We start from the raw sequence: 22,563 nt of genomic DNA on the forward strand, positions 1-22,563 counted from the left end.
GGTAACCGTCGTCAACCGCGGCGGCTGCTTCCCTAAGGCCGGGCGCGGGAGCCGGTGCCGGGAGGTCCGGGACGTCCGGGCCCGGCGCGGTGGTCGTGCCGGGCACGGCGGCCGTATCTGCTGCCACTGCCATGGACTCAGCCCAGCCGGTCCTCCAGCCCGGCGCCGCGGACGGCTGCCGGGAGGCTTGGGCTTCGCTGCGCGTCCGTTCCACGGCCTTGGCCGCGACGATCTGCAAAAATTCCACCGTCCGGGAGATCTCCTCGATCTTGCCGGCGAAATCAGTGGCATCGGTGAAATCGAGCGAGCGGGCGTCGGAGGCAGCGGTTGAGCGCAGCGCAGCCATCGCCGCCACCGCCTGATCAAGGCCATTTGCGGGCGACGGCACGGCGGCGGCCGGGTTTCGGAGCTGGGCGGGGTTTTGAAGCGCGGCGTGCCGGGCGGCGACGGGCTTCAGGCGGCGGGAAAGACGTCCCGGCGACGCAATCCCGCCGTCGGGCTGGGCTGCCCGACGTGCCACGAGTTGACCGATGCCTTCCATGAATAAACCCTGTCACGGGGGTCTGACATTTAAGGCCCTCGCGCTGCCAATCGGCGTCGCGAAAAGCGAAACAAGGAAAACACGTCTCAAATATCAGGTGTTGAGGTCCCAATGAACCCGGATCGCCTCAGCGATCGGGCCAGCGGCGACGGATGCCTGGGCTGTCGGAGATTCGGCGATCAATCTGGTGCCGTCAGTGGCCACCTGAAGTATCGCGACACGCGGGACTAATATCAGCCGGTCCGCGGTGCTTTCCGGCACCGGCGGAACTGCGTGGTCCGGCGCTGGTAATCAAGTACGACGGGCACAGCGCAGGGGACTAGTATTGAACTTACTTGGTCAATGTGACCTGGAAATCCGGTGTGCGCTGTGTGTGGCCCCTGTCCGCCTGCGCCCCGGCCAAGGTCTTCTATCTACCCATAGGGGTTTTTGTGTCTACACCTGATGTAAGCAACGAAGCCGGTTCGTCCGCAGCCAGCGTTACGGGCAGCAGCCGCGTTAAGCGCGGCATGGCCGAGATGCTCAAGGGCGGCGTCATCATGGACGTCGTCAACGTCGAGCAGGCCCGCATCGCCGAAGATGCCGGTGCCGTGGCCGTAATGGCGCTCGAGCGCGTTCCCGCCGACATCCGCGCCCAGGGCGGCGTGTCCCGCATGTCGGACCCGGACATGATCGACGCGATCATCGCCGCCGTGTCCATCCCCGTCATGGCCAAGGCCCGCATCGGCCACTTCGTCGAAGCCCAGGTCCTGCAGTCCCTCGGCGTGGACTACATCGACGAGTCCGAGGTGCTCACCCCGGCCGACTACACCCACCACATCGACAAGTGGAACTTCACCGTTCCATTCGTCTGTGGTGCCACCAACCTCGGCGAGGCGCTGCGCCGCATCAATGAGGGCGCGGCCATGATCCGCTCCAAGGGCGAGGCCGGCACCGGCGACGTCTCTAACGCCACCACCCACATGCGCCAGATCCGCGCCGAGATCCTGCGGCTCTCCACCCTGCCCGAGGACGAGCTGTACGTCGCGGCCAAGGAGCTGCAGGCCCCGTACGAACTCGTCAAGGAAATCGCCGCCACCGGCAAGCTCCCCGTCGTGCTGTTCACCGCCGGCGGCATCGCCACCCCGGCCGACGCCGCGATGATGATGCAGCTCGGTGCGGACGGCGTGTTCGTCGGTTCGGGCATCTTCAAGTCCGGCAACCCGGCCCAGCGTGCCGCCGCCGTCGTGAAGGCCACCACCTTCTTCGATGACCCCGACGTCATCGCCAAGGTCTCCCGCGGCCTGGGCGAAGCCATGGTGGGCATCAACGTCGAGGAAATCCCCGAACCCCACCGCCTTGCAGAGCGCGGCTGGTAAGTCTCGCCTTTGAAGGGCGCCGGACGGCGCTGATCCTCTGCGCGCTATTCCCCGCGCCCGGCTTGCCCGCCGGCAAGCCCTGATCCTCTGCGTGCTATTCCCCACGCCCGGCTAGGCCGCTTCGCGGCGAGCCGGACGCAGGGCCCCTTTTACGCACGCTGCCGGATCTGTGTCCGCCTCCGTGTAGTGCGGCTTAGTACGACGCCGGTCGGTCACCTTTCGTGGTGACCGACCGGCGTCGTGCGTTAACCCAACTAACTCGCAGTTGTTGTCGTTATGAGGGCTCAAAACGACAACAACTGCTAGTTACTTGGGTGGGCGATGACTGATGCAACGCCTCGCCACCAGACGAAGGGCTGCCACGAGGCGAACATGATTGCCCGGGCGAAGATCGAAGCGCTTATCCAAGGATTCGGAACCCTATTGGCAATGGGGCCACCTTTCGGATGTGCGTGCTTGGAAGGAGGCACGCTACCAGCCGGCACAACTGGCGAGCGTGAGCCCGATGCTCGACAGAGTACCGGCCAAGGCCCAGCCAACCACTGCTCCACCTGGGGCAAATACAGTGGCTGATCACGCAGGAAAAGTAGCGGTTAGCGCGGCCGTCGCGCCGCGTGCTCCCGCGCTAGGCGGGCAAAATCGTCGTCGGGCGTGCCGGGGACGAAAGTGCCGTACTTACGCTCGACGGCGGTCCGGATCAGGAAGTCGGCGATGGCAGGATTCTTGGGCAACAAGGAACCGTGCAGGTAGCTGGCAACAACGTTCCGGTGCCTGGCGCCTTCATGGTTGTCTTTGCTGTTGTTGCCGGCACCCTTGGACACGGTGCCGAGGGGCTCGACGCCGGGACCCAGGGAGGTCTGTCCGCTGTGGTTTTCGTAGCCCATGATTTCGCCGAACTCGGGTGAGGTGAGGGCGACGTTTCCGATGAGGCGTTCATCGGTGCCTACGGTTTCCACGTCAAGGATGCCGATGCCGGGGATGACGGGACCGGCCTTCGTCTTGAAGAACTTGCCGAAAAGCTGGTAAAGCCCGCAAATAACCAACATGGGCGTCCCATCCTCGGCCATCCCGCGCAATTGCTCGCCGCGTGCCTGGAGATCGTCCTGGATGACTGTCTGGCCGCTGTCCTGGCCGCCGCCGCCCACAATGAGATCGACATCTTCGGGGAAGTCGTCGCCTACGTTGTATTCAAGGAGCTCAGGCGTGTAGCCGTGCCAGAGCAAGCGCTGCCGCAGAACCAGTGCGTTGCCCCAGTCCCCGTAGATGTTCATGTCACGGGGGTAGAGCTGCAGAACACGGATGGTGCCCTTGCTAGCGTGGAGGGCGGTGTCTTCGGCCGGGGTCATGAGACCACCTCTACTGTGGTGATTTTGGAGAGTTCACGCCGGATGGCCAACATCGCGGTGTAAGTGCAGAACACGCGTTTCGGCTTGCCCGCCGACCCCCGGATGAATTCAGCCAAGGCTGCAGGGATGTCCGTGTCCACTGAGCCGAAGCGGACGTCGTCGTATTGGAGGCGCAAGGCCATGTCGTATGCACGCACACCGGTGAGGACCTCGACACCGTCCTCGCGGAGGGATTCGAATTCAACGTCCCAGAGCCACGACATGTCGCGGCCGTCGGCATAATTGTCGTTGATGGCGATCATGGACGCGTAGCCCTTCGCAGGGAATGACTTCAGGCCCAGTCGGAAACCGCTCGGGTTCTTTACCAGGACCAACTCAAGGGGCTGGCCATCCACCGTCAGGCTCTCCCCGCGGCCGAAGGCCGGAGCCACCTCGGAGAGCGCCTTGACCAGCTTGGCAGCATCGCCAGGCCGTCCGCTTGCCCCGGTGATGGTCCTGGCCAGCACCAATGCGGCGGCGGCGTTGAAGATGTTGTAGACGCCGCGGAGTTTCATGTGCGTCGCCACACGGGTTCCGTCGAACTCGAAGTCGGCGTCATCGGTACCGACTCGGCGGAGGACGACGTCGGCCGCTTGGGAGGCGGGAACGTCGCCTTGAGGGCTGGTTCCCGGAGCCGCGGTGCGCATGTCGTCGTCGTTCGGGAAGGTGCTCCGGAGCGATTCGTCCAATCCGAAGTAGAGCACCTCGGGGCCGCTAATGGCTCCCGCGATGCGGGCGACCCGTGGGTCCTCGCGGTTCAGGACCACGGTGCCGGTGGTCCGCTCGGCGATGCGCTGGAGAAGCATGGCTGTGGTGTCGATTTCGCCGAAACGGTCCAGTTGGTCGCGGAGGACGTTGAGGAGAAGGCAGTAGCGCGGCGGCACCTTGTTCACGAAGTGCACGGCATGTGCCTCGTCGAGTTCCAAGACCGCGACGTCGGCATCCAACCGGCCGCGCCAGTCCACCTCACCCAGGAGGGCAGCTGCCACGCCCCGGGTGAAGTTGCTGCCCGTCCGGTTGGTGAAGACCTTCAGGCCCTGGCTTTCCAAGAGCTCCACCACCATTTTGGTGGTGGTCGTTTTGCCGTTGGTCCCGCTCACCACCGCCACACCGTGGGGGAGCGAGGACAGTGTCCTCTGCATGAAGCCGGGGTCGATCTTCTCGACCACGAGGCCAGGCAAAGCCGAACCCCCGCCGCGAAGCCGGGACACAGCACGGACCAGCTTGCCGAGTGGAACGGTGAACGAAAACATGCTCTGTAATATATCCCAGTTGGTGCATGAACCACGTGCTGTGAGCGTGCAAGGAGGTTGCCGAGGCGGGCCCGGCATCGGCAGCGCATTATGATGGTCGAATGACCAATCCCCCTTCCGAGGCGTCATCAAGCGTGGGCTCGGGCCTGCGCATCGGCGTCCTCGCACTACAAGGCGATTTTCGTGAGCACATCCACGCCGTCGAAGCGGCCGGTGCCACCGGCGTCGGCATCCGGCGTCCGGCGGAACTCGACGACATTGACGGCCTCATCATCCCCGGCGGCGAGTCGACCACCATCGACAAGCTGGCGCGCATCTTTGAACTTGCGGATCCCATCCGTAAGCAGATCGCGTCCGGGCTGCCGGTCTATGGATCCTGCGCCGGCATGATCCTGCTGGCGGACGACATCGCCGATCCCGCCACAGACCTCGCCGGGAATCCGCAGCAGACTTTCGGTGGATTGGACATCACGGTTCGCCGCAACGCCTTCGGCCGGCAGCGCGAGTCTTTCGAAACCGACCTTGACTTCAAAGGACTCGAGTTCAGCGCAGGCCAGTCCGGCGTCGACCCCGTCCATGCCGTCTTCATCCGCGGACCGTGGGTGGAACGCGTCGGTCCCGGCGTCGAAATCCTTGCCCAGGTAGAACCGGGCAAAGCCACCCACACGGACACTTTGCATGGGTTGGCTAGAATTGTTGCAGTGCGCTCAGGTCGGTTGCTGGCCACCTCCTTCCACCCGGAAGTGACTGGGGAGAAGCGCGTGCATGAATTGTTTATTCGAATGATCCGAGGGGAAGTTTAAAGCATGTCAGGCCACTCCAAATGGGCGACGACCAAGCACAAGAAGGCCATCCTCGATAGCCGCCGGGCCAAGTCGTTCGCCAAACTGATCAAGAACATCGAAGTCGCAGCCCGTATGGGCGGACCGGACCTTGCCGGCAACCCCAGCCTGGAACTGGCTGTCACCAAAGCCAAGAAGACCTCGGTCCCCGCCGACAACATCGACCGCGCCATCAAGCGCGGAGCCGGCCTGACCGGCGAAGTGGTCGACTACACGGAGATCATGTACGAAGCCCGCGGCCCGCAGGGTTCCGCCCTTCTGATCGAGTGCCTCACGGACAACAAGAACCGTGCTGCCTCGGAGGTCCGGCTGGCAATCTCCCGCAACGGCGGCACCATTGCCGACCCCGGCTCCGTGAGCTACCTCTTCACCCGCAAGGGCGTCGTCAACCTGCCCAAGAACGGGCTCAGCGAAGACGACATCCTGATGGCCGTGCTCGACGCCGGCGCCGAGGAAGTCAAGGACAGCGGCGAGAACTGGGAAATCCACTCGGAGCCCACCGATCTCCAGGCGATTCGCGAAGCCCTCAAGGAAGCCGGCATCGAATACGAGACGGACGAAGCTGAATTCGTCCCGTCCATGCAGGTCCCGCTGGACCTCGACGGTGCCAAGAAGTTCATGAAACTCGTCGACGCCCTTGAGGATCTCGACGACGTCCAGAACGTCTACACCAACGCGGACATGAGCGAGGAAGTCCAGGCTGCGCTCGAAGCCGAGTAGCGCACACTTGCAACACAGCTTCATAACAAACAGGGAGGCCCGGACTTGACTCTTCGCGTATTGGGAGTCGATCCGGGCCTCACCCGTTGCGGCATCGGAGTGGTCGACGTCGAACGGAACCGCCGCGCCACGATGGTGGCCGTCTGCGTCGTGGGAACCTCCCCGGAGCAATCGTTGGACCAGCGGTTGCTGGTCATCGCCAAGGCCATCGATGAATGGCTGGACCTGTACAAACCTGACGTTCTCGCGGTCGAACGGGTCTTCTCGCAGTTGAACGTCAGTACGGTCATGGGCGTCGCACAGGCATCGGGGGTGGTCATTGCGGCCGCCGCACGGCGCGGCATCCCGGTGGCGCTCCACACGCCGTCGGAGGTCAAAGCTGCCGTTACGGGAAGCGGCACCTCCAATAAAGAAGCAGTGACAAAACTCATCACCAAGATCTTGCGCCTGGACGCCCCGCCGCGACCGGCCGACGCGGCGGATGCGTTGGCCCTCGCCGTCACGCACGCGTGGCGGGCAGGCAGCGGTGCCGCCGTTGCTACTACCGGACCAGGTAGCAGTGCGTTGACGCCTGCCCAGCGAGCCTGGGCTGAAGCCGAAGCGAAAGCGCGCCGCGCCCGGTAATTGTCGGTGGCACTTGCTAGGGTATTCGTAGATATGTTCGGATAGCCCGCGGCGCAGCATGCACGGGGCAGTACTTCAGGAGCCGGGTCTTGATCAGTTTTCTCCGCGGAACCGTGGCACACGTCAGTCTCTCCACGGCCGTCATCGATCTCAACGGTGCCGGAATGAGCGTCTACGCCACGCCCCAAACCCTCAGCCACCTGCACGTCGGCGAGGAAGCGAAGCTGTTCACCTCGTTGATCGTCCGGGAGGACTCCCTGACGCTCTTTGGTTTCTCGAACGACGACGAACGGGAAGTTTTCGATGTCCTGCTTAGTGTGAGCGGGGTGGGGCCGCGGCTGGCCCTCGCCGTCTTGGCCGTCCACGAGCCCGAAGCGGTCCGGGTGGCCGCCCATTCCGGTGATGCCAAGTCATTCACCAAGGTCCCCGGCATTGGGCCGAAGGTGGCCGGCAGGATCGTCCTGGAGCTGGCGGGCAAGCTCGTACCGCACGGCACCGCACCAGGAGTCGCCCCGGCTGTCGCGGCCGAGTCCGTCTGGAAGCCGCAGGTGGTCGCTGCCATGACAAGCCTCGGCTGGTCGGAGAAGGACGCCGCCGGCAGTATCGACAAAGCAATGGCCGATTCCCCGGAACTTGCCGACGCCGGCAACGTCGCCCAAATCTTGCGTGCAACCCTTCGCTGGCTTGGGCAGGACGGCGCGCGCGCTGGAAACCGGGTAGGCAGCCGTGGCTGAGCAGTCCCTCGTTACCGGGGGAGAGGAACCCGAAGAGCGCATCATCGAGGCCGCACTGCGCCCGAAGAACCTGCACGACTTCGTAGGCCAGCACCGCGTTCGCAAGCAACTCTCGCTCGTGCTGGAAGCCTCGAGGATGCGCGGCCGCAGCGCGGATCACGTCCTGCTTTCGGGCCCGCCAGGGCTGGGCAAGACTACGCTCTCCATGATCATCGCGGCCGAGATGAACGCGCCCTTGCGGATCAGCAGCGGCCCGGCCATCCAGCATGCCGGAGATCTTGCAGCGATCCTCTCATCGCTTTCGGAGGGCGAAGTGCTCTTCCTCGATGAAATCCACCGGATGTCCCGGCCTGCAGAGGAAATGCTGTACATGGCCATGGAAGATTTCCGGGTGGACATCGTGGTGGGCAAGGGTGCAGGCGCAACTGCCATTCCGCTTGAGCTGCCGCCGTTCACCCTCGTGGGCGCCACCACGCGGGCCGGGCTGCTGCCTGGTCCGCTGCGTGACCGCTTTGGTTTCACCGGTCACCTGGAGTTCTATTCCGTGGCGGAGCTTGAATTGGTTCTGCGTCGCTCGGCCGGATTGCTTGATCTGAAGGTCAACTCGGCCGGATTCAGCGAGATCGCGGGCCGTTCCCGGGGAACTCCGCGTATCGCCAACCGGCTGCTGCGCCGTGTTAGGGACTGGGCTTTGGTCCACGGCATCGAACAAATCGATGCCCGTGCCGCCTCCGCCGCGTTGGACATGTATGAAGTGGACCAGCGTGGATTGGACCGCCTGGACCGTGCCGTCTTGGAGGCCCTCATCACCAAGTTCAACGGGGGTCCCGTGGGGCTCTCCACCCTCGCGATCGCCGTCGGGGAGGAGCCGGAGACCGTCGAGACGGTCGCTGAGCCATACCTCGTGCGTGAAGGCCTCTTGGGGCGGACGCCTCGCGGCAGGATTGCCATGGCGTCCGCTTGGACGCACCTTGGATATGCAGTACCGGCAGGAGTGTTCGGGCAGGATCCGCTGGCCTTGTTCGAGGCTGACGAAACTTTCGAGGGCTCGGAAAATGGGGCTGAAAGCATCGACAACGGGCTGTAGCACGATCCATTCAGCTTAACCCTCTAGACTGGTATGACACTCGGCACGTTCGAGTCCTTGGTTCTGTGCCCGCCCGTCGGAGCATTGTGCGGCCAAGTGGGGAAAGCTCCACGGCCGCCGGATCCACCGGGCAGACATAGCCGTGAAACCAAAAACGCAAGTAAAGAACGGAACTTCCCTGTGGATCCAATGACAATCCTGCTGTTTGCGATGCTCGGCGTCTTCATCTTCATGATGTTCCGCCGCAACAAGAAGACGCAGCAAACGCAGGCCAAGCTGCAGTCCCAGTTCGCTCCTGGCGTTGACGTCATGACCAGTTTCGGACTGTTCGGCCGAATCGTCTCGATGGACGACGCCGAGAACAAGGTTGTCCTAGAGCTCTCTCCCGGCAACCTTGCAACCGTGCACCGCCAGGCCGTTACCAAGATTGTTGAGCCCGCCGAGGAGCCGTCAGTTGACGTTCCGGATGACGCGTCGTCGCTGACAGCCGCTGATGCCGACGCGTCGGTGTCCACGGAGACCCCGGAGGAAACCCTCAAGCGCCTCAACGACGAAGGCAAGAAGGACAACTAGACCGTACCCGCTCTACAAGCGGGAATAGTTCTACGGCAATGAATCGCCGCCGGCCTGCGCTCACCAGTGCACGTCGGCGGCTGTTCCGTCATCAACAGGAAGATCGAACATGGCACGAACCGGCCACAAGAATGCAGCCCGCAGGGTGCTGATCTGGCTTGTCGCAATATTCGCTGTACTGACAGCAGTCCTCGGTGGCGGCGTTATCACCGGTCATGCAAGTTGGGCACCAAAGCTTGCGCTTGACCTTGAGGGCGGCACGCAAATGATTCTCGCGCCGAAGGTCGAAGGATCCACCGGTATCAACGAAGAACAGTTGAACCAGGCCGTCGCGATTATTCGCCAACGCGTTGACAGCTCAGGCGTTGCCGAAGCGGAAATCACCACGCAGTCCGGCCGTAACGTCGTGGTGAGCCTTCCCGGGACGCCAAGTTCGGAAACCCGTGCCCTGATCCAGGCTTCTGCCGACATGAACTTCCGCCCGGTGATCACCACCGGAGACCCTGCGGCCGTTCCGGTGGCATCGCGGACGCCGGACGCAAGCCTGCCCAAGCCCACGGCTGCGCCGGCCAACGCCAGTGACACCAACTGGGTGACGGCGGATGTCTACAAGGCCTTCGAAGCCCTGGACTGTGTCAATCCGGCCCAGGACAAGCAGCCGCGGTCCGATCCCGCCAAGCCGCTGGTGACATGCGAGCCGGCAACGGCCACGACTCCTGCCGTTAAGTACATCCTTGGCCCGGTCGAGGTGAAGGGCCAGGACATCGTTTCGTCCTCCTTCGATCCCGTCCAGGGCGCACAAGGTTCGGTGACCAACGCGTGGGGCGTGACTATCACGTTCGACTCCAACGCCACCAAGACCTTCAAGGACGTTACCCAGAGGCTCAACCAGTTCTATGTGGCATCGCAGGCACAGGGCGGCAACGACCCCAAGGCCCAGTTCGCCATCGTCCTGGATGACCAAGTCATTTCCGCGCCGCGTGCCCTCGCCGTCATCACCGATGGCAAGCCGCAGATCACTGGCAACTTCACGCAAGCTTCCGCGCAGGCCTTGTCAGACCAGCTTCGCTACGGCGCCTTGCCCATCAGCTTCGATATCCAGTCCGAGGAGCAGATTTCCGCCACCCTCGGTGGCGAGCAACTGCGTCTTGGCCTGTTGGCCGGTGTGATCGGCCTCCTCCTCGTGGTGGTCTATTCGCTCTTCCAGTACCGAGCCTTGGGCTTCGTCACCATCTTCTCCCTGGTGGTGGCCGGCGGACTCACGTACCTTGCCATCGCGATTCTTGGCTGGACTGAGAACTACCGGCTGTCCCTGGCCGGTGTGGCAGGTCTCATCGTGGCCATTGGCCAAACTGCCGACTCCTTCATCGTGTACTTCGAACGCATCCGTGACGAACTTCGTGAGGGCAAGGGCCTCGTGTCCGCCGTCGCGAATGGTTGGAAGCGCGCCAAGCGCACGGTCCTTGCCTCCAAGGCCGTCAACCTGCTCGCTGCCTTGGTGTTGTATTTCGTCGCTGTTGGAAACGTTCGCGGCTTTGCCTTCACCCTTGGCCTCACTGCGCTGGCAGACCTCCTGGTCGTGTTCATGTTCACGCACCCGATGCTCCAGGTGTTGTCCCGGACCAAGTTCTTCGGCGAAGGGCACCGTTTCTCCGGCCTCGACCCTGAGCGCCTGGGCGCCGTGCCGCTGTACCGCGGTGCCGGCAGGCTCCGCACGCCGACCGAGAAGCCCGCCGTCGTGCGCGCCCGCAACTCCGGCGCTGCTGCGGAAGCCGAGCGCCGCATGACCATCGCCGAACGTCGGCTTGCCGAGAAGCAAGCTCAGCTGGCTGGTTCTTCCAACGGCACCAAGGAGGAGAAGTAATGACCACGAGCTTCGCAAAGTTCGGTAACGAGCTCTACACGGGCAAGCGCTCTTACAACTTCGTATCCAGCAAGAAGATCTGGTTCATCATCGCCGCTGTGGCGGTTGCGATCTCCATCCTCCTGCCGGTGGTCAAGGGCGGCTACAACCTCGGAATCGACTTCCGGGGCGGCTCCGAATTCACGGTTTCCAACGTGAAGACCACCGATTCCACCCCGGGCGAAAAGGCAGTGCACGACGTCGTACCCGGTGCAGTTCCGCGCGTCGCCAATGTCGCCGGCAACACCATGCGCATCCAGACCGACAAACTCAGCGACGACCAGACCGTCAAGATCAAAACGGACCTCGCAAAGGCCTACGGTGTCACCGACAATGAGGTCACCTCGACCTTCATCGGCCCCACCTGGGGCCAAGACGTCACCAAGCAGGCCCTGATTGGCCTCGCGGTGTTCGTGGGTTTGGCCGCCCTGTTGATGGCTTTGTACTTCCGTACCTGGAAGATGTCGGTGTCTGCCCTCGCGGGCATGCTGGTCACGATGTTCACTACGGCCGGTGTCTACTCCCTGAGCGATTTCGAGGTGACACCGTCGGCCATCATCGGCTTCCTGACGGTTCTCAGCTACTCTCTCTACGACACCGTGGTGGTTTTCGACAAGATCCGTGAAAACACTTCGGACATCAGCACCTCCAGTCGGCGCACCTTTGCCGAAGAGGTCAATCTCGCCGTCAACCAGACCCTGGTGCGCTCCATCAACACCATGATGGTGGCAGTACTGCCCGTCGCCGCGATTCTTTTCATCGGTGCCGGACTGTTGGGCGCTGGCACGCTCCGCGACCTGTCCCTCGCGTTGTTCGTCGGCATCCTGATCGGTACCGCGGCTACGATCTTCATCGCGGCTCCGCTCTACGCCTGGCTGCGCCAGAGCGAACCCGAGATGCAGAAGCAGGCGAAGAAGGTGGCAACTCGACGCGCGGCAGCCGCCAGCTCGAGCGCGGAAGCCGCCACCGTTTAGCCTGGTTTCCCGTTGAAGGGCCGGTCACCGCTGAAAAGCGTTGGCCGGCCTTTTCGGTTCCCCGGCGCCGTCATCTGGGTACTGGTTCTTGGACAGGTCACCAGCGGGAATAGACTGGGAGAATTAAGTCAGTCGTGAGAGGTGCTTTTGTGGAGGAACGTACGACGTCGGCGCCGCCGGCGGGCGGAGAGGACGGCCTGAGCCGCGTGCCCGGCACCGCAACTGCAGCTACGGGCAGCACCGTGGATGGTGTTCCCGTGGACAGCCCGGGCGTGCGCCCGACGTTCCCCGGACGGCGTGAGCGGACGCGCTCCAGGCTGGCGAAATTGACTGGACGGGGCGCGAGCACCTATTCGCCCATCCTCGAACCGCTCCTGCGGACAGTCAGGGCGAACAACCCCAAAGAAGACCTGGATCTCATCCAGCGGGCCTTTACCGTAGCCGAGCGCAGCCATCAGGGGCAGAAGCGGAAGAGCGGCGATCCGTACATCACCCACCCCGTGGCAGTGGCCACGATCCTGGCTGAACTGGGGCTCACCGGCACAACCCTGGCCGCTGCACTCTTGCACGACACGGTGGAGGATACTCCCTACACCCTCGCTGACCTGACACGCGATTTCGGCCCCGAGGTCGCGATGCTCGTGGATGGTGTCACCAAGCTGGACAAAGTCCAATTCGGTGAGGCTGCTCAGTCCGAGACCGTCCGCAAGATGGTTGTGGCCATGGCCAAGGACATCCGCGTGCTGATGATCAAGCTTGCGGACCGGCTGCACAATGCCCGTACGTGGCGGTTTGTTTCCGCTGAATCATCCTCACGCAAAGCGCGTGAAACCCTTGAGATCTTTGCGCCGCTGGCCCACCGCCTCGGCATGAACACCATCAAATGGGAACTTGAGGATCTCTCCTTCGCCGCCCTGTATCCGAAGGTGTACGAAGAAATCGTCCGGATGGTGGGGGACCGCACTCCGGAGCGCGAGAAGAGCCTGAGCGTCATCCGCAACCAGATTGCCGATGACCTCCGCATTGCCCGCATCAAGGCCACCATCACGGGGCGTCCCAAGCATTACTACTCGATTTACCAAAAGATGATCGTCCGGGACAAGGACTTCGACGACATCAACGACCTCATGGGCGTGCGTGTCCTGGTGGACTCCGTCCGTGACTGTTATGCGGCTCTTGGCACCTTGCATTCGCGCTGGAACCCGCTGCCGGGGCGGTTCAAGGACTACATCGCCATGCCGAAGTTCAACATGTACCAGTCCTTGCACACCACGGTCATCGGCCCCGGGGGAAAGCCCGTCGAGATCCAGATCCGTACTCACGAAATGCACCGCCGTGCCGAGTATGGCGTGGCGGCTCACTGGAAGTACAAGGACCAGCCCAACCGGACCGCCGTTGGCCCGGGTAGTCCCAAGGACGGCGACATGGGTTGGTTGCGTTCGTTGGTCGACTGGCAGCAGGAAACGTCGGATCCGGGGGAGTTCCTGGACTCGCTGCGTTTTGAGATCAATGCCCGTGAGGTGTTCGTCTTCACCCCCAAGGGCGAGGTCATGGCCCTTCCTGCAGGCTCGACGCCGGTGGACTTCGCCTACGCGGTGCACACCGAGGTGGGTCACCGGACCATCGGTGCGCGCGTCAACGGCAAGCTGGTCCCGCTTAACAGCGAGCTGAATCACGGCGACTGGGTGGAGATCTTCACCTCCAAGGCCGAGGGCGCAGGACCGAGCCAGGACTGGCAGCATTTCGTCAAGAGCGCCCGTGCCCGCAACAAGATCCGGCAGTGGTTCAGCAAGGAACGCCGCGAAGAGGCCATCGAGCGCGGCAAGGACCAACTGACCCGGGCAATGCGTAAGCAGAACCTGCCCCTGCAACGGCTCATGACACATGACGCCCTCTCCACGGTGGCGGAGGAATTCCACTACGTTGACATTTCCGGTCTGTATGCCGGTGTGGGCGATGGGCATACTTCGGCGCAGTCCGTCATGGAAAAGCTCATGGAGCACCTTGGCGGCCATGAGACGCCCGATGAGGACCTGGACGAAGTCAGTATTCCCTCGCAACTCCAGAAGACCCGGTACTCGGACTCCGGCGTCATTGTCCGGGGCGTAGGGGATGTCTGGGTGAAGCTGGCCCGCTGCTGCACGCCTGTACCGCCTGATCCGATCCTCGGGTTCGTGACGCGGGGCTCGGGTGTGTCGGTACACCGCACGGACTGTACGAATGTCTCGGATCTCCGTGACCAGCCCGATCGCATCGTCGAGGTTGAATGGGCTCCGACCCAATCGAGTGTTTTCCTGGTTGAGATCCAAGTGGAAGCGCTGGACCGGAAGTCGTTGCTTTCGGACGTTACCCGCGTGTTGTCGGAAAACCACGTCAACATCCTGGCTGCTTCCGTGCACACGTCCAGCGACCGGGTGGCCATCTCGCGCTTCGCTTTCGAAATGGGCGATCCGAAGTACCTGCACCATGTGCTCAGCGCCGTGCGCAGGATCGACGGCGTCTTCGATGTCTACAGGACCACGGGCAATCGCAGGAGAAGCTGAACCGTAGCAACTCAGGCGGCCGCCTCAGGTGGGAATGCCTCGGCCATGGGCGCGTCGCGCGGCGGTGTCTTAGCAGTTGCAGCCAGCGCGGCGAGTTTGCGCAAAGCAGCCTTCTTGTGGGGGACCCTCTCTGACGCCTCCACCGCGAGGGTCAAGAGCCGCAGCCGGACACCCAGCTCATCCTGGGACAGCAGCATTCTCAGTGCGGGCAGGGCCCTGTCCGCCTCGACGTGAAGAGCTACATCCACGGCCGTCCGGAGGGGACTGGTCACGAGCAGCCCGCCGATGCTGACCACGTCCAGTTGGCCCAAGCGGACTTCGTGCAAAATGCAGGCGCGGGCCGAACGCAAGCTCGATATTCGGTGTTTGGCGTCAACCAGGAGCGAAAGCCTTTCCGGGGCGTCGGCGCAACCGTAGATCCAGGCCGCCGTCATGCGGCCCGCAATGACCTTCCTGCGAATGCGGTCCGGAATTACCAGGGCGGCCGCTCGGGCGCGGAGCCTGGGCGTGACAACCAGGCCGGGAGGAGTGAAGCTCTTCTCGTAGAGCGGGGTGAGCACCCCGTCAGCAGCCATTGATTGAAGCTCGGCCCAAGTGAAGAGAGGGCTGGGCGCGTACAGCTCCTGGGCAGGGAAGTCGTGTTGCTGCGGGCGCGGGAATTTTGGGGCCATTCAGCAATCATCGCGTGGCCGTCGCAACGAGAACAGGCCCCGTCCCGGTTATGTGGATAACCGGGACGGAGCCTGTCAGCTTAGGTAGTACTACCAGCCCATGTAGTGCTAGGCGAGGTCGTTGGCCGAGCGCTGGATCTGGTCGAGCCACGCCTCGCGGGCCTCAAGGGCCTCACGTGCGTTCTTGATGCGGCGCTGGTCTCCGGCCTTTTCGGCCTTTTCCAGGTCTTCCTTCAGACCGGCGATGGCCGCCTCCAGCTGTGACAGGGCACTGTTGGTGCGGGCCTTGGTTTCCGGGTTGCTCCGGCGCCACTTGTCGTCTTCGGCTTCGCGGACAGCGTCCTCAACCTTGCGTAGGCCGGCTTCGATCCTGCCCATGTCGGCGCGGGGGACCTTTCCGGCCTCTTCCCAGCGGTCACGGATGGACTGCAGGGCCTTCTTTACGGCATTGAGGTCCGTGATGGGCAGCAGGGCCTGAGCCTCGACAACGAGCTCTTCCTTGACGGAAAGGTTGACTGTGTACTGCTGGTCGATCTCGTCGTTGGCAGCCTGGCGGTTGCTGAAGAAGACGTCCTGGGCAGCACGGAAGCGGAGCCAGAGGGCGTCGTCGTCCTTGCGGCTGGCGCGAGGCGTAGCCTTCCACTGGTCCATGAGGCGGCGGTATTCACCGGCCGCGAATCCCCAGTCCGTAGAACTGGAGAGGGCTTCTGCCTCGACGATCAGCTGTTCCTTGGCAACCTTTGCGGCAGAGTTCGTGCTGTCCAGCTGGGAGAAGTAGGCGCGACGGTGGCGGTCGAAGACGGTACGGGCCGAGCGGAACCGCTTCCACAGTGCGTCCTCGTTGCTTCGTCCAAGCCGGATGCCGTTCTTCTGGGCTGTCTTCCAGCTCTCGAAGAGTTCGTTCATGCGGGCGCTCGACGTCTTCCACTGGACCTGGGACGGATCCTGGGACGCGATGGATTCGGCTTCTGCAACGATCGCCTCGCGTGCCGCGAGCTCCGCGGAGCGTGCGGCGTCGTGCGCGGCCTTCTCGGACTTCTCCAATTCAGAAATCTGTCCGGCCAAGGCGTCGAGACGGGCTTCCGCAGTGCGGATGTCGCCCACCATGTTTCGCTCTGCCAATTGCTCGCGAAGGTGCTCGACCGTCTTCTGCATGTCCGTGGCCGGGGCCTTGGACTCCACGCGGTGTTCCATCAAAACGATCTGCGCGACCACGTCGTCGTACTTCCGGGCAAAGTATGCCAACGCCTCGTCGGTGCTCACTCCCGGGTACTGTCCCACCGGCTGCTCTTCGCCGTCGATGGTCAGGAAGACGTGGCCGTCACCCTCGGCCCGGCCCCACTTGGCGGCTTCCGCCAAGGACACAGCCGTAGGCTGGGCTGCCGGCGCGGCCGGAATCACGCTGGCCGCGGCCTTCGGGCGGGCAGCAAATGCCGCGGGAGAAGGTGCATGCGAGGGAGCCGGTCGTGGCGCCGGAGAAGCAGGCTTGGGGGCGGACTCGGCCGCCTCGTCTGCCGGGGCAGCGGATTCGATCGCCTCGTCTGCCGGGGCAGCTGGCTCGACGGCGGTTTGCTCGGCTACCGGTGCCTGGATTTCTTCTTCGTTGGCCACTACTGCAGTTTCGTCGGATTTCTGACTGTCTGTCACCGCTAAAAGTCTTTCGCTTGGAGGGATTACTAAGGTAATGCGCCGTGGACCGTTGTCCGGGCTGGTTACTTCAGAGAAAACGAGTCTATCGTGACAGCTGCCACAGGGGCGCCGTCGGTGGCACTGCTGCCCGGATTAATACCCGCTTGGGCAATCTTCGTCACTACATCCATGCCGCTCGTCACCTTGCCGACAACCGTGTACCCGCCGGCAGAATCCGGGGGAATGACCGTGTCCTTGTACACGATGAAGAATTGGTGCCCGTTGCCGTAGGCGTTGTTGCTGGTCCTGGCGACGGCGATGGTTCCGGCCGGGTAGGTGTTGTTGGCGGGGATGTTTTCCAGTGGTCCCCAGTGGAAGTTGGGGTCATCGGTGGTGTCCGTCCCCTTTGCGCCGCACTGCAGCACCGCGAAGTTGTCAGCGGTGGTCAGTCGAGGGCACTTGAGTCCGCTGTAGTAACTAGCATCAGTGAGCGATTTGAACACGGCTGCGGCCTGGGGAGCTGTTGTGCCATCCAGTTCGACGCCGACTGCCCCTCCGTTGAGGCTGAGCTGCCCAGTGAACGTCTTACCCGCGGCGGTGTCCGCTTTGGGAATGCCGGCACTATTCGAGCCGGTCGCTGCGGCGGAAGCGGATGGGGTCGCAGAGGCGGCGGCCGACGGCGAGCTTAGCCCGGCCTGCGCGGCTGCGAACTCCGACTCGCTCGGGTTCGAGTTGAACACCGTGAGTTGGAGCACGACGGCGACAATCAGGGCGGCGGCGCCCACACCGACGGCGATCACATTGTCCCGGCGGCGCCGCTTGCCCTGTGCATGCCGAAGCTCGCGCTTGGCTTCCATCTGCCTGATGCGCCGTTTGGCTTCACGGTTGTCCCGCGGCCTTGTAGACAAGAGTCCTCCTGGTTGTCTGGACAAGCTTCCATCGCAGGCAACCCGAACCAGGTGCCCGCATTAGATGTGCAGGCGCCGAAAGCATAAACTGGCTGCCGCACATAGTTTATGCATGACTGGCTGGACACCCGCCTAACCTGAGCCGAATCGGCCCGTGGTTCGTGGCGCCGGGTCCGGCCCGCGCAATCATTGAGGAGAAATTTCCACCATGGCTCGTACCGCCTCCCTGTCCGGATTCCCCGAGTGGCTTCCCCAGGAGCGGTTGGTGGAACTGCATGTGCTGGACACTTTGCGCAGGACGTTCGAACTCCATGGCTTCTCTTCCATCGAGACCCGCGCTGTAGAAACAGTCGGCCAACTCCTCCGCAAGGGCGAGATTGACAAAGAGGTATACGGTCTCAGCCGCCTGCAGGAAGACGAGGACGCCCCCGGCAGCGAAAGCGGAAAGTCGGACAAGGCAGATCCCAACGCCCTGGCCCTCCACTTCGACCTCACGGTGCCATTTGCCCGCTACGTCGTGGAAAATGCCGGCTACCTCGCCTTCCCGTTCCGCCGCTACCAGATCCAGAAGGTCTGGCGGGGGGAACGTCCACAGGAAGGCCGCGCCCGCGAGTTCACGCAGGCTGACATCGACGTCGTGGGCGACGGCGAGCTGCCGTTCCGCTACGACGTCGAGATTGCCCTCGTCATTGCGGAAGCGCTGAGCGCCCTTCCCATCCCGGACTTCCGCTTGCGGATCAACAATCGCAAGTTGGCCGAGGGCTTCTACCGCGGTATCGGCCTCACGGACACCGCGGGCGTGCTTCGCAGCATCGACAAGCTCGAGAAGATCGGCGACGCGAAAGTTGCCGAATTGCTCAGGACCGAGCTTGGCGCCACGGATGAGCAGGCAGCGCTTGCTCTGAAGCTCGCAAGCATCCGCACCGAAGACACGTCTTTTGTGGCGCAGGTGCGAGCCCTCGGCGTCTCGGACGAGCTTCTTGAAGAGGGCCTTAGCGAGCTGGAACAAGTCATTCAGGCTGCCGTGCAGCGCGCCCCTGGCAAGGTTGTTGCCGACCTCAGCATCGCCCGGGGCCTCGACTACTACACCGGTACCGTCGTCGAAACCGTCCTGGTGGGACACGAGCAGCTCGGTTCCATTTGCTCCGGCGGACGCTACGACGCCCTTGCCAGCAAGGGCAACCGGAAGTTCCCCGGCGTCGGCCTCTCGATCGGGGTGACCCGTCTCGTTTCCCGCATCCTGAGCCAGGAATTCGCTACGGCGTCGCGCTCGGTCCCCACGGCAGTGCTTGTGGCGCTTAGCAACGACGACAGCTGGTCTGCTGCCCAGGATGTCGCGGCCCAGCTGCGCGGACGGGGGATCGCAACCGAAGTTGCGGCGAAGGCCGAGAAGTTCGGCAAGCAGATTAAATTCGCCGACCGACGCGGCATTCCTTTCGTCTGGTTCACGGACGACGACGGCAAGCACCAAGTGAAGGACATCCGCACCGGAGAGCAAGTCGACGCGGATCCGGCCAGCTGGGAGCCGTCACCCGAGGATCTCCACGTCCGCATCACCACGCGCTAGGCACGAAACGGCACCTCAAAGGCGTCAAACCATAGGCGTCGGCCGGGAGCGGGCGGCGCCTCGTGGCGGCCATCCTTCATCCATACGGGTAAACTCGAACGGGATCGTTTAGCCATGATCCGCTGAAAATCATGTTGAAAGGAATGCTGTGCTACGCACACATGACCTCGGATCCTTGCGTTCCGAGCACATTGGACAGACCGTCACCCTGGCAGGCTGGGTAGGCCGCCGCCGAGATCACGGTGGCGTGGCCTTCGTCGATCTGCGTGACGCGTCCGGTGTCGCCCAGGTAGTTGTCCGCGAGGAAGAGGTCTTCCACGGCCTGCGCAATGAATACGTGCTGCAGATCGTGGGCACCGTGAGCAAGCGTCCCGAAGGCAATGAAAACCCCGCCCTCGCCACCGGTGAGATCGAGGTCATTGCTGAGAAAGTAGTGATCCTCAACACCTCGGATCCCCTGCCGTTCCAGATCGACGAGCACGTGGAAGTCGGCGAGGAAGCCCGCCTCAAGCACCGCTACCTTGACCTGCGCCGCCCCGGCCCCGCCCGGAACCTGCGCCTGCGTTCCGAGGCGAACCGCGTGGCCCGCGAACTGCTTCACCAGCAGGGTTACGTGGAGATCGAAACTCCCACGCTGACGCGCTCGACGCCGGAAGGCGCCCGTGACTTTGTTGTTCCGGCGCGTTTGGCGCCGGGTTCCTGGTACGCGCTTCCGCAGTCGCCGCAGCTTTTCAAGCAGCTGCTCCAGGTTGGCGGTTTCGAAAAGTACTACCAGATCGCCCGTTGCTACCGCGACGAAGACTTCCGTGCGGATCGCCAGCCGGAATTCACCCAGCTCGACATCGAAGCCAGCTTCGTTGACCAGGACGACATCATTGAGCTCGGCGAGGGCATCGTCAAGGCAGTGTGGCAGCTGATCGACGTCGAGGTCGCGACGCCGATCCGCCGCATGACCTACCACGAGGCAATGGCCAAGTACGGCTCCGACAAGCCTGACCTGCGCTTCGGCCTGGAACTCACCGAATTGACCGAGTTCTTCAAGGACACGAACTTCGGAGTCTTCAAGGCGCCCTACGTTGGCGCGGTCGTCATGCCCGGCGGAGCCTCGCAGGCCCGCCGCGCGCTGGACGCCTGGCAGGAATGGGCCAAGCAGCGTGGCACCAAGGGTCTTGCCTACGTGCTGTTCAAGGAAGACGGCGAGCTCACCGGTCCCGTTGCCAAGAACCTCACGGACACCGAGCGTGCCGGCCTGGCCGACGCGGTGGGCGCAAAGCCGGGCGACTGCATCTTCTTTGCCGCCGGCGAGAAGTCACCGTCCCGCGCCCTGCTGGGCGCTGCCCGAGTGGAGATCGGCCACCGCACAGGCCTTATCGACCCCAAGGACTGGGCTTTCGTCTGGATCGTGGACGCACCGATGTTCGAACCCGCAGCTGCAGCCGTCGCCTCCGGCGACGTCGCGGTGGGTGGCGGACAGTGGACTGCCTTGCACCACGCCTTCACCTCCCCGAAGCCCGAGTTCATGGACTCCTTTGACAAGGACCCGGAATCGGCCCTGTCGTACGCCTACGACATCGTGTGCAACGGCAACGAAATCGGCGGCGGATCCATCCGTATCCACGAGAGCGATGTCCAGGAGCGCGTCTTCGAGCTGATGGGCCTGGACAAGGAAGACGCGCAGACCAAATTCGGCTTCCTGCTCGAGGGCTTCAAGTTCGGCGCCCCGCCTCACGGCGGCATGGCCTTCGGTTGGGACCGCGTCGTGGCCCTGCTGGCCGGCGTGGACTCGATCCGCGACGTCATCGCTTTCCCGAAGTCGGGCGGCGGCTACGACCCCCTGACCGCTGCTCCTGCGCCCATCACGGCGCAGCAGCGCAAGGAAGCCGGAGTTGACTTCAAGCCTGAAGCCAAGGCGCAGGCAGCGCCGGCAGCCAAGTCGGAGTAGCTGGAAACCGCAGTAGTACGCCGAAGGCCCCCGCACATTGCGGGGGCCTTCGGCGTAGCATGACGGCGACTGATTTTGAGGAGGAGGCATGGCACGGGGCATGAGCCTTGCATTGATCGAGGATCTGATGGACCGGGCGTGGCCCGCCCCGGACCGTGAGGACACCGGGGGATGGGTCATGCGTGCCGCCGGAGGTGTCACGCAGCGGGCAAACTCGGTTTGGCCCAAGGAACAGGCCCATGACCACGAGTCGGCAGTTCGCGCCGCGACGCAGTGGTATCGCTCCCGGCGCCTGCCTCTGATCTTCCAGGTTTTCGACGACGAGCGGAGCACGGGCCTCAACGCGGTGCTTGATGCGCAGCGCTTCACCCGGCAGTCCGAGACCCTCATCATGGTCCGCCCGGGTGACGCCCTTCCCGGTGTCCCGCGCGACGGGCGGGCTAACGACGTCGAGATCTCCGAAGCGCCTTCCGAAGAGTGGCTCCGGCTATGGTGGTCCGTTGACGGGCGCGGCGGAGACGCCGAGCTGGGGATTGCGCGGAACATCCTTGCGTCTTGTCCCTCGATCTATGCTCTCGTGAGGGACGACGACGGCGCCCCGGCGGCTGTCGGGCGCCTCGCCCTGGTGGACGGCAAGGGAGGTATCTACTGCATGGTAACCGCGGCCGGACAGCGTCGCCGCGGCTACGGCCGGCGGGTGCTCGGCGCGCTTCTGGAAGCAGGCAGCCACCGGGGTGTGGCGGAGTTTTGGCTGCTCGTCATGGCTTCGAACGCCGGCGCCCAGGCTCTGTATGAAGGCGCCGGCTTCGCGGAGCATGGCAGGTACCTCTACCGGCAGGCCCGGCCCCAGCGGGCGTTGTCAGGCTGCTAGGAGGCGTGGCCGCGCTGCGCCTCTTACGAGGGCGTTCAGAGGCGGCGGACCTGTGTCGCCCCGTATGGACTTCTCGTCGGTCAGGCGGCTGTCGCTCAGGCGGCTTGGGGCACGAGGCATTCCGGGAAGGGTTCATCCAGGAAAAGGTCGTCCAGGAAGCGGTCGTCCGGCGGGGATGGCTCGCCCGGATCGTCTGGGGCGTCGGCGTCGGGCCATGGATGTGCGTCAACGAACAGGTGCCAATCCGGGAAAGGATCCTGGGGCAGTTCCGGTTCGGGTTCCGGGCCGGGGTGGCTGGCCGGTGGCGGGACGGCGTGGTGCCCCGGATATGCGGGCATGTCTTGGTCCGGGGGCGTGTCCGTGTCGGTGATGGGGATGTGGTGTGGCCAGTGGGGTGGTTCCCAGTCCTGGTGTTCGCTGGGGTAGTGCCGTTGTGAG

18 protein-coding genes and 2 pseudogenes are annotated in these 22,563 nt (G+C 63.8%); 13 read left to right on the forward strand and 7 right to left on the reverse strand.

What is annotated here, in order from left to right:
- Positions 1–541: pseudogene (locus tag NFJ07_RS24770) on the reverse strand (hypothetical protein); the annotation flags it as partial.
- A gap of 431 nt (positions 542–972) precedes the next feature.
- Between NFJ07_RS24770 and pdxS the strand changes: the two are divergent.
- Positions 973–1,899, forward strand: coding sequence for a pyridoxal 5'-phosphate synthase lyase subunit PdxS (pdxS, locus tag NFJ07_RS24775; RefSeq protein ID WP_269998691.1), 927 nt, complete (start codon positions 973–975; stop codon positions 1,897–1,899).
- 593 nt (positions 1,900–2,492) lie between these two features.
- Here pdxS and NFJ07_RS24780 read toward each other — a convergent pair.
- Both NFJ07_RS24780 and NFJ07_RS24785 read right to left on the reverse strand, forming a co-directional pair.
- Entirely contained in the window at positions 2,493–3,245 is a 753-nt protein-coding gene (locus NFJ07_RS24780; protein ID WP_269998693.1) for a type 1 glutamine amidotransferase, read from the reverse strand.
- The gene (locus NFJ07_RS24785; protein ID WP_269998694.1) at positions 3,242–4,537 is read right to left on the reverse strand and encodes a Mur ligase family protein; all 1,296 of its coding nucleotides are present in this window, start codon (positions 4,535–4,537) and stop codon (positions 3,242–3,244) included. Before NFJ07_RS24785 ends, NFJ07_RS24780 begins: the two co-directional genes overlap by 4 nt.
- A 101-nt stretch (positions 4,538–4,638) precedes the next feature.
- On the opposite strand from NFJ07_RS24785, the gene pdxT reads away from it, so the two are divergent.
- From pdxT to NFJ07_RS24830, 9 genes are all read left to right on the forward strand, one after another.
- Entirely contained in the window at positions 4,639–5,340 is a 702-nt protein-coding gene (pdxT, locus tag NFJ07_RS24790) for a pyridoxal 5'-phosphate synthase glutaminase subunit PdxT (RefSeq protein ID WP_269998695.1), read from the forward strand.
- A gap of 3 nt (positions 5,341–5,343) precedes the next feature.
- Positions 5,344–6,099, forward strand: a complete 756-nt coding sequence (locus tag NFJ07_RS24795) for a YebC/PmpR family DNA-binding transcriptional regulator (protein WP_269998696.1) — start codon at positions 5,344–5,346, stop codon at positions 6,097–6,099.
- A 45-nt stretch (positions 6,100–6,144) separates the two neighbouring features.
- Positions 6,145–6,723: a crossover junction endodeoxyribonuclease RuvC gene (ruvC, locus tag NFJ07_RS24800; RefSeq protein WP_078108969.1), complete on the forward strand. Its 579-nt coding sequence runs from the start codon at positions 6,145–6,147 to the stop codon at positions 6,721–6,723.
- An 89-nt stretch (positions 6,724–6,812) separates the two neighbouring features.
- Positions 6,813–7,457, forward strand: coding sequence for a Holliday junction branch migration protein RuvA (gene ruvA, locus NFJ07_RS24805; RefSeq protein ID WP_269998697.1), 645 nt, complete (start codon positions 6,813–6,815; stop codon positions 7,455–7,457).
- Positions 7,450–8,544, forward strand: a complete 1,095-nt coding sequence (ruvB, locus tag NFJ07_RS24810) for a Holliday junction branch migration DNA helicase RuvB (protein ID WP_269998698.1) — start codon at positions 7,450–7,452, stop codon at positions 8,542–8,544. The genes ruvA and ruvB overlap by 8 nt, the downstream gene beginning before the upstream one ends.
- Positions 8,545–8,733: 189 nt before the next feature.
- A complete protein-coding gene (yajC, locus tag NFJ07_RS24815; RefSeq protein ID WP_269998711.1) occupies positions 8,734–9,117 on the forward strand; it encodes a preprotein translocase subunit YajC in 384 nt (127 codons plus the stop codon).
- Between the two features lie 109 nt (positions 9,118–9,226).
- Entirely contained in the window at positions 9,227–10,981 is a 1,755-nt protein-coding gene (secD, locus tag NFJ07_RS24820; RefSeq protein WP_269998699.1) for a protein translocase subunit SecD, read from the forward strand.
- Positions 10,981–11,994: a protein translocase subunit SecF gene (gene secF / locus NFJ07_RS24825; RefSeq protein WP_269998700.1), complete on the forward strand. Its 1,014-nt coding sequence runs from the start codon at positions 10,981–10,983 to the stop codon at positions 11,992–11,994. The genes secD and secF overlap by 1 nt, the downstream gene beginning before the upstream one ends.
- Before the next feature lie 149 nt (positions 11,995–12,143).
- The gene (locus NFJ07_RS24830) at positions 12,144–14,537 is read left to right on the forward strand and encodes a RelA/SpoT family protein (protein ID WP_269998701.1); all 2,394 of its coding nucleotides are present in this window, start codon (positions 12,144–12,146) and stop codon (positions 14,535–14,537) included.
- Positions 14,538–14,548: 11 nt separating this feature from the next.
- Here NFJ07_RS24830 and NFJ07_RS24835 read toward each other — a convergent pair whose 3' ends face one another.
- The 3 genes from NFJ07_RS24835 to NFJ07_RS24845 all read right to left on the reverse strand — a co-directional run bounded on the left by NFJ07_RS24835 (position 14,549) and on the right by NFJ07_RS24845 (position 17,694).
- A complete protein-coding gene (locus tag NFJ07_RS24835; RefSeq protein WP_269998702.1) occupies positions 14,549–15,208 on the reverse strand; it encodes a type IV toxin-antitoxin system AbiEi family antitoxin in 660 nt (219 codons plus the stop codon).
- Positions 15,209–15,316: 108 nt separating this feature from the next.
- A complete protein-coding gene (locus tag NFJ07_RS24840) occupies positions 15,317–16,855 on the reverse strand; it encodes a DUF349 domain-containing protein (RefSeq protein ID WP_269998704.1) in 1,539 nt (512 codons plus the stop codon).
- A gap of 65 nt (positions 16,856–16,920) precedes the next feature.
- Positions 16,921–17,694, reverse strand: coding sequence for a peptidylprolyl isomerase (locus NFJ07_RS24845; protein ID WP_442865398.1), 774 nt, complete (start codon positions 17,692–17,694; stop codon positions 16,921–16,923).
- 259 nt (positions 17,695–17,953) lie between these two features.
- Here NFJ07_RS24845 and hisS point away from each other — a divergent pair, with 259 nt between their 5' ends.
- The 3 genes from hisS (at position 17,954) to NFJ07_RS24860 (ending at position 22,125) form a co-directional block, all read left to right on the forward strand.
- A complete protein-coding gene (gene hisS / locus NFJ07_RS24850) occupies positions 17,954–19,312 on the forward strand; it encodes a histidine--tRNA ligase (protein ID WP_269998707.1) in 1,359 nt (452 codons plus the stop codon).
- 148 nt (positions 19,313–19,460) lie between these two features.
- Positions 19,461–21,254 carry an aspartate--tRNA ligase gene (gene aspS, locus NFJ07_RS24855; RefSeq protein WP_269998708.1) on the forward strand — a complete coding sequence of 598 codons (1,794 nt, stop codon included), beginning with the start codon at positions 19,461–19,463 and terminating at the stop codon, positions 21,252–21,254.
- Between the two features lie 100 nt (positions 21,255–21,354).
- The gene (locus tag NFJ07_RS24860) at positions 21,355–22,125 is read left to right on the forward strand and encodes a GNAT family N-acetyltransferase (protein WP_269998710.1); all 771 of its coding nucleotides are present in this window, start codon (positions 21,355–21,357) and stop codon (positions 22,123–22,125) included.
- Between the two features lie 95 nt (positions 22,126–22,220).
- On the opposite strand, the pseudogene NFJ07_RS24865 reads toward NFJ07_RS24860, so the two are convergent.
- Positions 22,221–22,563: pseudogene (locus tag NFJ07_RS24865) on the reverse strand (hypothetical protein); the annotation flags it as partial.

This window comes from Arthrobacter sp. B2a2-09, from assembly GCF_027587375.1.
GTDB lineage: Bacteria > Actinomycetota > Actinomycetes > Actinomycetales > Micrococcaceae > Arthrobacter.